This window comes from Allobacillus salarius, assembly GCF_007559425.1.
Classification (GTDB): Bacteria; Bacillota; Bacilli; order Bacillales; family Alkalibacillaceae; genus Allobacillus; species Allobacillus salarius.
Genome location: NZ_VMHE01000040.1, coordinates 1 through 8,033 on the forward strand (window position 1 = coordinate 1; position 8,033 = coordinate 8,033).

Consider the following 8,033-nt stretch of genomic DNA (forward strand, 5'->3'; position numbering starts at 1 on the left):
AACAGGAAAAGCATTTTTCAAGCGGAAGTGTAAAAAGGATACGAGCAAAAAGTGTAAAAATCTACTTGACGTCTACACAAAACTGTATTAGAACAAATTAATTAATAAATTAACAGCCCCTAAGGATTTTATAACAAGTCTGAAGGGGTTTTATATTTGGTCTTTGAAAAAGTCACAAAAGGGGAATAAGTGTTCTGTTTTTGTTCAACTATTCTATGTTTAAATGGTATAATAGTATATGGAAGAACATTGAAGAGGAAGGTAGAGCGATGGTAAATAATATAAAACCTTTAATCTATCAACCAGAGGGCAGGAATCCATCAGTAGAAGTTAAGATAGCAGATGAAACAGTTTGGATGACACAGAAAGCGATAGCAGAGTTATTTCAAAAGGGTGTAAATACTATTAATGAACATATTAAAAATATCTTTAAAAGCCTGGAAACTCATCTCAGATAGAGCAGATGCAGAGAAGGAAGATATGGGACTTACCTCTTGGAAAGGTGATAAAGTACGCAAGAGAGATGTAACGATTGCAAAGAATTACTTGAATGAAAAAGAGATGAGGGCTCTTAATCGTATTGTTACTAGGTATCTAGACTATGCAGAAGATCAAGCCGAAAGAAATAGACCTATGTATATGAAGGACTGGAAAAATAAACTTGATGCTTTCTTGGAATTTGATGAGCGTGAAATCCTACATGATGCTGTAAAAGTGGAAAAGGTTGTAGCAGATAAAATAGCTATTGAAGAGTATGGGAAGTATCATCAACTTCGCATTGTTCAAAATACCTCTAACGACTTTGATAAATTTATTGAAAATAATAATCTGAAGAAATAATTGTATGATCACTTCCGCGTATGTTTCTACTACGAATCAAAATAGAAGCGTACCTACTTTCTCGGTACACTTCTAAATAAATGAGATTTTCTTATTAAAATGCCGGTACAGCTGATTCTCCTTCACGTCCCGTTAGAAACTCTCTTACCTCTTCACTTGTCATTGCTTCCCTTAACTGTTGAATTAATTCAGAATCCGCATTATCTTCGCGGGCTACTAATGTAATCGCAAATTTGTTATCTTCTTTTTCTGTGATAAGTGCATCATCAGCTGGTGTTAAATCTAAATGGCTCGCATGTGTTGGGTTCATAATAACTCCATCCACATCTTCATATAAACGTGATAACGCAGCAATTTCTGTTTGTTCAAAACTGAAGTTGTGTGATTCATCGATAATATCATCTAATCCATATTGCTCTCCGTCAATCTCATTTAGCTCAATCAAACCATGGGATGCTAATAAGCGTAAAGAACGATCCACATTAGATGGGTCATTGGCAATACCAATTGTTATGTCATCTGGTAATTCATCAATACTTTCATATCCATCTGCATAAAGGCCGAAGTTAGCAAAATAAATCGGTTGAACGTCAACTAAGTTACCATCGGCATTTTCATTAAATTGTTGCATGAATGGTACATGTTGTGAAAAGTTTGCATCGATCTCTTTGTTTTTTAGTGCTTCATTTGGCTGTATGTAATCGCCCATCTCAACAACTTCTACCTCAATACCATCTTCGGCGAGAAGTTCTTTTGCAATTTCTACAACATCTGTCATTGGTGACTCAACAGCTGCAACTCTTAATGTTTGTACGTCATTTTCTTCATTTGCATTATTATCTGTTTGATCATCGCCACTACATGCAACTAGAAATGTTACGAGAGCGATCATGATTACTAATAGTGATTTTTTCATAGATTGTTCCCTTCTTTCTACCTTTTATCTATTTTTCTTGCTAAGGTTATCCCTGAATATTGGATAATTTGTACAAATATCACGATAATGATAATGATATAAACCATTAAATCTGTTCGATATTGTAAATAACCATATCGAATGGCAAAGTCCCCAATTCCGCCACCACCGACAACCCCCATAATCGTTGAATAGGAAATAAAACTAATTGTGGATGTCGTCATACTTAAAACGAGGGCAGAACGTGATTCAACATATAAAAACTTAAAAATAATATCTTTAACGGATGCTCCCATCGAGACAGCTGCTTGAATCACCCCCTTTGGTACATCGAGTAGGGATTGCTCCACAAGTCGTGAGTAGTGTGCAATGGCAATCACCATCATAGGAAGTGTTGCGGCAGCTGTACCTATTGCAGTTCCCATAACAAATCGCGTAAATGGGATCATAAAAATTACGAGTAGTAAAAATGGGAATGAACGAATAATGTTCACGAGTAAATTTAAAGATGAAAAAACGAGTCTGTTCTCTAGTAATTGTCCCTTACGACATAGAAATAAAAATGTTCCAATGGGTAGTCCAACTAACAATGCCGCTAATACTGAAAAACCTACCATAATAGATGATTCGACAATTGACTCCCAAATCTCAGATTGATACTCCACTAATACTTCAGGAAGGATTGGAATCACCTCCTGACTTCAGCTGTTCGACAAATGTTGCTGCCCCTTTCTTGCTTTTATTTACACCTGTCGGCTCTATTTCTACTACCTCATAAATTTGCCCATCTTCCATCACTGTTACTCGTTCAGAGAGGCTTCTAATGACTTCCATCTCATGACTCACAATGATGATGGTTACGTTAAGTTGCTGATTAATTTGCTTTAGTACCTCAAGTATTTCCATTGTCGTTGTTGGATCAAGTGATGATGTTGGCTCGTCACATAACAAAACGCTAGGATTATTAACAATGGCACGTGCAATAGCGACACGCTGTTTTTGTCCCCCACTAAGTTGTCTAGGATACTTATCTTTATAGGCTTCAAGACCGACGAAACGCAAGCTCTCCATCACGCGTTCTGTTCGGTTCTTTTTTGCTATTTTGGCAATTTCTAATGACACAGCGACATTATCAAAAACCGTTTTGTTGCCGACTAAATGAAATCCTTGAAAAATCATGCCTAACGACTGGCGTATATTTCGAATCTCTTTGCCTTTTAAATGATTGATTTTTTTATTGTTAATAATGACATCGCCATCATCAGGTTTTTCAAGTAAATTCATCATACGCAATAATGTAGATTTTCCTGCGCCACTCGAGCCAATAATACCGTGGATTTCCCCAGGTTTAATGTTTAATGATATGGATTGAATCGCTTTAAACGCGCCGTATCGTTTGGTAACATTCTGTAAACTAATCATAGAAGCCTCCAATCTTGCAGTCAAGTGAAAGTTCGATCGGTATATTACAATCTCTTTCAAGTTGTTATATATTTAAATTCTATAATGAGTGTAATAGTTACTACATGTCTAATCAATGGTTAAACCGGCAAGTAGAAGCCGTACGTTCTTCTACTTACACAGTTTAGATTACACTATTTCGTGGTCTCTGGTCTCTTTTGTAATTACGATGAGCTTACACTTTATCTGTATGCGACGGACTATTCGCTGAAATGGAAACGGTCATGACAGTATGACTGGATCCACCTTCCACTGTCGCAGTAAATACTTTTTCTAAGCCGTTGAATACTTGGATTGCTTCGCCTTCTAAGCGTGTTGCTAAAGGAGCAGAAGAAACAGAAACAAACGATTTCATTGCTTCGATTTGTTGAAAAATAAGATCCATATAATCGCCATTACCTAAAGGGTAGAGGGAGAACTTCGCTGCAACATATTGCTTTGTATCTTCCACCTTTTCTTTGTTCAGCGGGATTTCATCAACTTCAAACGTGGTTTCTTCGCCAGGCTCACCTGGACATCCACACATATACGTAGCTTGAAAGGCAACATGTTTCCCGGTCTTTGCCGCATGGACAAATAGCGCTTTTGTTACATCGAAAACGTGGGTGGACGTGCCGCGTACACTGGTTGAAACATCATCTGTTTCCAACCAAACGTTTGATGTATCCACTTCATCTAACGCGCCGAGAATGATGTCCTTAAAATCATCACTCATCGGATGAATGGAAAAACTCGCACTTACGTTTTGGTTATTACAAGATTGATTTTGCATCATCATTCCTCCTCATCGATATGTTTAAAATTGAATGACTTCCATAATTCTTCTTTTCCACTGAAGAAATTCTTCTGAAAGCAGTAATTCTTCATCCCGTGGTCTCTTAAATGGGACTTCGATGACTTCTTTAATTTCTGCAGGATTGACGGATAAGATAATAATTTTGTCAGACAAAAATAATGCCTCATCAATATTGTGTGTAATAAACAGAATCGATTGTTCGTCATCCTCCCAAATGGATAGGAGCCACTTTTGCATGTCTGTTCGCGTAAATTCATCTAGAGCAGAGAACGGTTCATCGAGCAACATTAAGGATTGCGGACTTAACAAAGCACGGATGAAAGCGACCCGTTGTTTCATGCCACCGGATAACTCGTGAGGATACGCATGAATCACATCACCGAGTCCTGCTCTTTCTAACATCGCTTCAGCTCGTTCGTAATCTTTCTTTCCTTGTAGTTCCTGGCCGACTAACACGTTTTCCATAATCGTTCGCCATGGAAATAAGGAGGCTTGCTGTGGCATATAACTTATGAATCCACGTTTATTGGTTATATTTTCTCCGCTTAAATAGATTTCACCAGCATCTGGCTCAAGAAGGCCTCCAATTAGACTGAACATCGTACTTTTTCCACTTCCGGAGGGACCGATTACTGAAACAAACTCTCCATTCGATACGTGAAGTGAAATTTCCTGGAGAACTTGTTTTTGTCCAAAAGACTTACTTACATGACGTAATTCCAACATCTAATTGTTTTCCCCCTTCTGCTGCCAGCGAATGAAAAACTTCTCCAATAGTAGAATCAGTCCGTAAAAGGCTAAGCTGATGATCATTGCAACGATAATCGCTACAAATACACGTGATGTTCGATAGGAAGAAGCGGCAAGTGTCATAAATACCCCAATCCCTTTTTGTGCACCTAACCATTCGGATACGACGGCTGCCATGACGCTGTATGTTCCTGCGATTTTCAATCCTGAGAATATTGACGGAACGGCATGTGGCAATTCCAATTTCCAGAACAACTGCGCTTTATTCGCACCCATCATTTTCATATAGTGGACTAACTCCCGGTTCGTTTGTGTAAATCCACCTAAGGCAGAAACCGCAATCGGAAAGAAACAGGCTAACGTAATGATGATTAACTTAGGCAACGCATTGAATCCGAACCAGATTACTAGTAACGGGGCCAGAACGATAATCGGCATGTTCTGAGAAATAATAATAAAAGGAAAAAACGTTTCTCGAACTCTCGGCATTAGATGTAATATCGTCGCCACCCCTAAACCGACTGTTGTCCCGATGAGAAAGCCCGAAACGGATAATGTTACGGTTGATTGTAGATGCGGTAAAAATGTCGGAATAACACTTCGAGCTTCCATCACAATATCGGAAGGGGCAGGGAGTAGCCATTCCTCAATGGAAAAAAGTCGTGTCGCTACTTCCCATAGCCCGATAAATAATAAGATGGCAAGGAATGGTCTCCAAATTTTTTTAAGGACACTTGTATTCATTCGTATTTCTCCACGAGTTCGTCCATTGTTATTCCTTCTGGCCGGTAAGCAATTTTAACTTGGGAGATGACGCTTGGAGCACCTAACGATGACATTTTTTCATTCATTTTCTTCACGATTTGTAGTAGCTCCGACAGTTCGCCCTCCATCGTTGTTTCCAGTGGATGTACGCTGTATTTCACATTTGTAGCCTCGATTACAGCAATTGCTTCGTCTACATATGAATATAAATCTTGATCATCGACCTTAGGAATTATTTGAATACTTAGCAACGCATTTGCCATAAAACCACTCCTATTTTTTCTGTAATCCATGAACCTACTTCTCTGGCAAAAACTCATTCGTAAATGCTTGATCAATCTCTACTGCTTCATCGATAATGTCATTTTCGAATAGAAAGTCAGCAAATTTCTGCCATCTTTCTTGTTCTTGGATACCAAATTGTTCGGCATCATCTTTATACCGAGGCGATAGCCATTCTTGACTGCGCTTAACCAATTCAGGATTAAGATCTGGAACATCATCGATTAATATTTGTGCGGCTTCTTCTGGATGTTCTATGGCATACTCATAACCTTTAACGGCGGCATGTGTGAAAGCTTTTACCAATTCTGGGTCAGAAGAAATCATTTCTTCACTTGTAGCAAGAATCGGTGTGTAGAAATCAAGCTTATCGGAAAAGTCAGCAAGATAAACCATATTTAAATCTACACCTCTTAGTTCTGCTTCAATTCCAGTCCAACCATAATAGACAAGGGAGAAGTCGACATCTCGTTCAACAGCAACAAAAAAGTCAGAGTCCCCCGTTGTAATGAAATCAACATCTTCTACGTCGGCATGATCATTTTTCATTATTGTTTTCATCATCGCTTTTTCAAGGTCAGAACCGTACGCTCCAAACTTTTTCCCTTCAAAATCTTTTGGCGAAGTAATCCCTTTTTCTACAGGGGAAGCATAACCGGCTGTATTATGTTGCATCACTGCAGCGATCGAGACGAGAGGAAGACCTTCTGAACGTGCCTGTGTGAGACCTTCTTGGTAACTAATTCCAAAGTCTGCTTTTCCAGCGGCTAGCAGCTGATTCACGCCAACTTCTCCAGGTAATAAGATTTCAACATCTAGCCCTTGTTCTTCGAAATAACCCTTCTCTTTTGCGACATAAATCCCTGTGTGGTTCGTATTCGGTGTCCAATCGAGTGCGAATTTTACAGGTGTTAGGTCAGCATTGCCTTCTTCGTCACCTCCATTACTTTCATCGCTTTGACCACAAGCTGCTAAGAAAATGATTCCTACAAACAAAATGATGCTCATCCATTTTTTCACGTGAATACCCCCATTTGTTTTTCGCTATATTAGTAGGGTCCCTTTTAGAAAAAACGGCAAACCAGCGCTTTAACATAAAATAAAAAGTGCGCTAAAGGGTGGTCCTTTAGCGCACAGGAATAATCTCATTTATGTAAAAATGATTCGAATGAAATGTTCCCTCCGCTGGTGCCAACCAGATCAGGTTCAAAGGGTCAGTATTTCAAGAATACAATCTCAGCTAGCATCACTAGCGCCCCTACATATAACGTATGAAATTTTTATTAATGCCTTACAATCCACAGTATGCCATAGGAAGAAGATGCTTGCAAATAAATATTTCGAAGAGAGGAAATTGGGAGAAAAATAACTACATAGATTATCAGAGATAGTTTCTGGTGCTAGTAAGTAATGGCAATATTATAACGATTTGCTAGTCCCATGTAATACACCAAACATCGAATTGACAAACCAACAATATTAGATATACTATTAATCTGAAAGCGCTTTTATTTTTATGTAACTTGTCTACTCAAGTAGTTGAGTGTCAAGTCACCGTTTATTAGCGTATAGAATGAATAGTCATCATCTTGAACTAGAAATTACTGAGACAAGCGTCATACACGATATTGAAAATGCGATTAAGGCTGTAAAAGAGTTTAGAAAACTTGGTTTCTCCGTTGCATTAGATGATTTTGGCACAGGGCTATCTTCGTTGTCGTATTTAAAAAGAATTCCTATTTCAACGATTAAAATTGATAAGTCCTTTGTGGATGGTGTTCCGCAATCAGAAAAAGATTCTTCGGTATTAAGTGCAATTGTTAAACTGTGTAACTCTTTAAAATTACAGGTAGTCATTGAGGGAGTAGAAGTAAAGGAACAATTTGATTTTATTACTTCGTTGTCAGAGTCCATGTATATTCAGGGGTATTATTTTTCTCGCCCACAAAATCCAGAAGATCTTATTGCTTGGATTCAAGAAAGGGAGTTACATGTTAACGCTCAGTTAATCAATTAAAGTGAATCAATTCGTTTTTCTACAAAAAAAGAGACCGTTCTCCAAAAGTAAGTAGTTCCGTTTCGGTGGAGAAACATACGAAATAGCATATCTTTTAACAGACCAAATCGCATATGATTTGGTCTCTTCTTAGTTTGCCCGGCATGGGTGAATTCTAACGGGTGAAAGTCCCGAGTGTGACCTGGTAGCGGTAAGCACATAGTCAA

At 38.4% G+C, this 8,033-nt stretch carries 11 protein-coding genes and 1 riboswitch; of the genes, 2 read left to right on the plus strand and 9 right to left on the minus strand.

Annotated elements, in window-relative coordinates; translation table 11 throughout:
* Window positions 1–408 precede the first annotated feature (408 nt).
* Window positions 409–840 (plus strand): RhuM family protein, encoded by a 432-nt coding sequence (gene rhuM, locus FPQ13_RS12525; RefSeq protein ID WP_144089664.1) that lies wholly within the window; start codon window positions 409–411, stop codon window positions 838–840.
* Between the two features lie 94 nt (window positions 841–934).
* Here rhuM and FPQ13_RS12530 read toward each other — a convergent pair whose 3' ends face one another.
* From FPQ13_RS12530 to FPQ13_RS12565, 8 genes are all read right to left on the minus strand, one after another.
* Entirely contained in the window at window positions 935–1,756 is an 822-nt protein-coding gene (locus FPQ13_RS12530; RefSeq protein ID WP_144089665.1) for a MetQ/NlpA family ABC transporter substrate-binding protein, read from the minus strand.
* Window positions 1,757–1,773: 17 nt separating this feature from the next.
* Window positions 1,774–2,439, minus strand: a complete 666-nt coding sequence (locus FPQ13_RS12535; protein WP_144089672.1) for a methionine ABC transporter permease — start codon at window positions 2,437–2,439, stop codon at window positions 1,774–1,776.
* A complete protein-coding gene (locus FPQ13_RS12540) occupies window positions 2,429–3,178 on the minus strand; it encodes a methionine ABC transporter ATP-binding protein (protein WP_144089666.1) in 750 nt (249 codons plus the stop codon). The genes FPQ13_RS12535 and FPQ13_RS12540 overlap by 11 nt, the downstream gene beginning before the upstream one ends.
* 214 nt (window positions 3,179–3,392) lie before the next feature.
* A complete protein-coding gene (locus FPQ13_RS12545; RefSeq protein ID WP_144089667.1) occupies window positions 3,393–3,989 on the minus strand; it encodes a YkoF family thiamine/hydroxymethylpyrimidine-binding protein in 597 nt (198 codons plus the stop codon).
* A 24-nt stretch (window positions 3,990–4,013) separates the two neighbouring features.
* Complete coding sequence (locus FPQ13_RS12550; RefSeq protein ID WP_144089668.1) at window positions 4,014–4,739, minus strand: ABC transporter ATP-binding protein; 726 nt, start codon at window positions 4,737–4,739, stop codon at window positions 4,014–4,016.
* Window positions 4,740–5,507 (minus strand): ABC transporter permease, encoded by a 768-nt coding sequence (locus tag FPQ13_RS12555; protein WP_144089669.1) that lies wholly within the window; start codon window positions 5,505–5,507, stop codon window positions 4,740–4,742.
* Window positions 5,504–5,791, minus strand: coding sequence for a thiamine-binding protein (locus tag FPQ13_RS12560; protein WP_144089670.1), 288 nt, complete (start codon window positions 5,789–5,791; stop codon window positions 5,504–5,506). The genes FPQ13_RS12555 and FPQ13_RS12560 overlap by 4 nt, the downstream gene beginning before the upstream one ends.
* 34 nt (window positions 5,792–5,825) lie before the next feature.
* A complete protein-coding gene (locus FPQ13_RS12565) occupies window positions 5,826–6,830 on the minus strand; it encodes an ABC transporter substrate-binding protein (protein ID WP_246065524.1) in 1,005 nt (334 codons plus the stop codon).
* 140 nt (window positions 6,831–6,970) lie between these two features.
* Window positions 6,971–7,080, minus strand: a riboswitch (TPP riboswitch).
* Between the two features lie 303 nt (window positions 7,081–7,383).
* Here FPQ13_RS12565 and FPQ13_RS12570 point away from each other — a divergent pair.
* A complete protein-coding gene (locus tag FPQ13_RS12570) occupies window positions 7,384–7,827 on the plus strand; it encodes an EAL domain-containing protein (protein ID WP_144089671.1) in 444 nt (147 codons plus the stop codon).
* On the opposite strand, the gene FPQ13_RS13675 is transcribed toward FPQ13_RS12570, so the two are convergent.
* Window positions 7,824–8,033: hypothetical protein (locus tag FPQ13_RS13675; RefSeq protein ID WP_222103157.1), on the minus strand; the 210-nt coding region annotated here is incomplete at its 5' end. The two genes, FPQ13_RS12570 and FPQ13_RS13675, sit on opposite strands and share 4 nt — an antisense overlap.

What these genes read in the sequence shown, in the direction of transcription:
- rhuM (WP_144089664.1), top strand. Translation starts at nt 409, where the DNA reads ATGAACATATTAAAAATATCTTTAAAAGCCTGGAAACTCATCTCAGAT.
- FPQ13_RS12530 (WP_144089665.1), bottom strand. Translation starts at nt 1,756, where the DNA reads ATGAAAAAATCACTATTAGTAATCATGATCGCTCTCGTAACATTTCTA.
- FPQ13_RS12540 (WP_144089666.1), bottom strand. Translation starts at nt 3,178, where the DNA reads ATGATTAGTTTACAGAATGTTACCAAACGATACGGCGCGTTTAAAGCG.
- FPQ13_RS12545 (WP_144089667.1), bottom strand. Translation starts at nt 3,989, where the DNA reads ATGCAAAATCAATCTTGTAATAACCAAAACGTAAGTGCGAGTTTTTCC.
- FPQ13_RS12550 (WP_144089668.1), bottom strand. Translation starts at nt 4,739, where the DNA reads ATGTTGGAATTACGTCATGTAAGTAAGTCTTTTGGACAAAAACAAGTT.
- FPQ13_RS12555 (WP_144089669.1), bottom strand. Translation starts at nt 5,507, where the DNA reads ATGAATACAAGTGTCCTTAAAAAAATTTGGAGACCATTCCTTGCCATC.
- FPQ13_RS12560 (WP_144089670.1), bottom strand. Translation starts at nt 5,791, where the DNA reads ATGGCAAATGCGTTGCTAAGTATTCAAATAATTCCTAAGGTCGATGAT.
- FPQ13_RS12570 (WP_144089671.1), top strand. Translation starts at nt 7,384, where the DNA reads ATGAATAGTCATCATCTTGAACTAGAAATTACTGAGACAAGCGTCATA.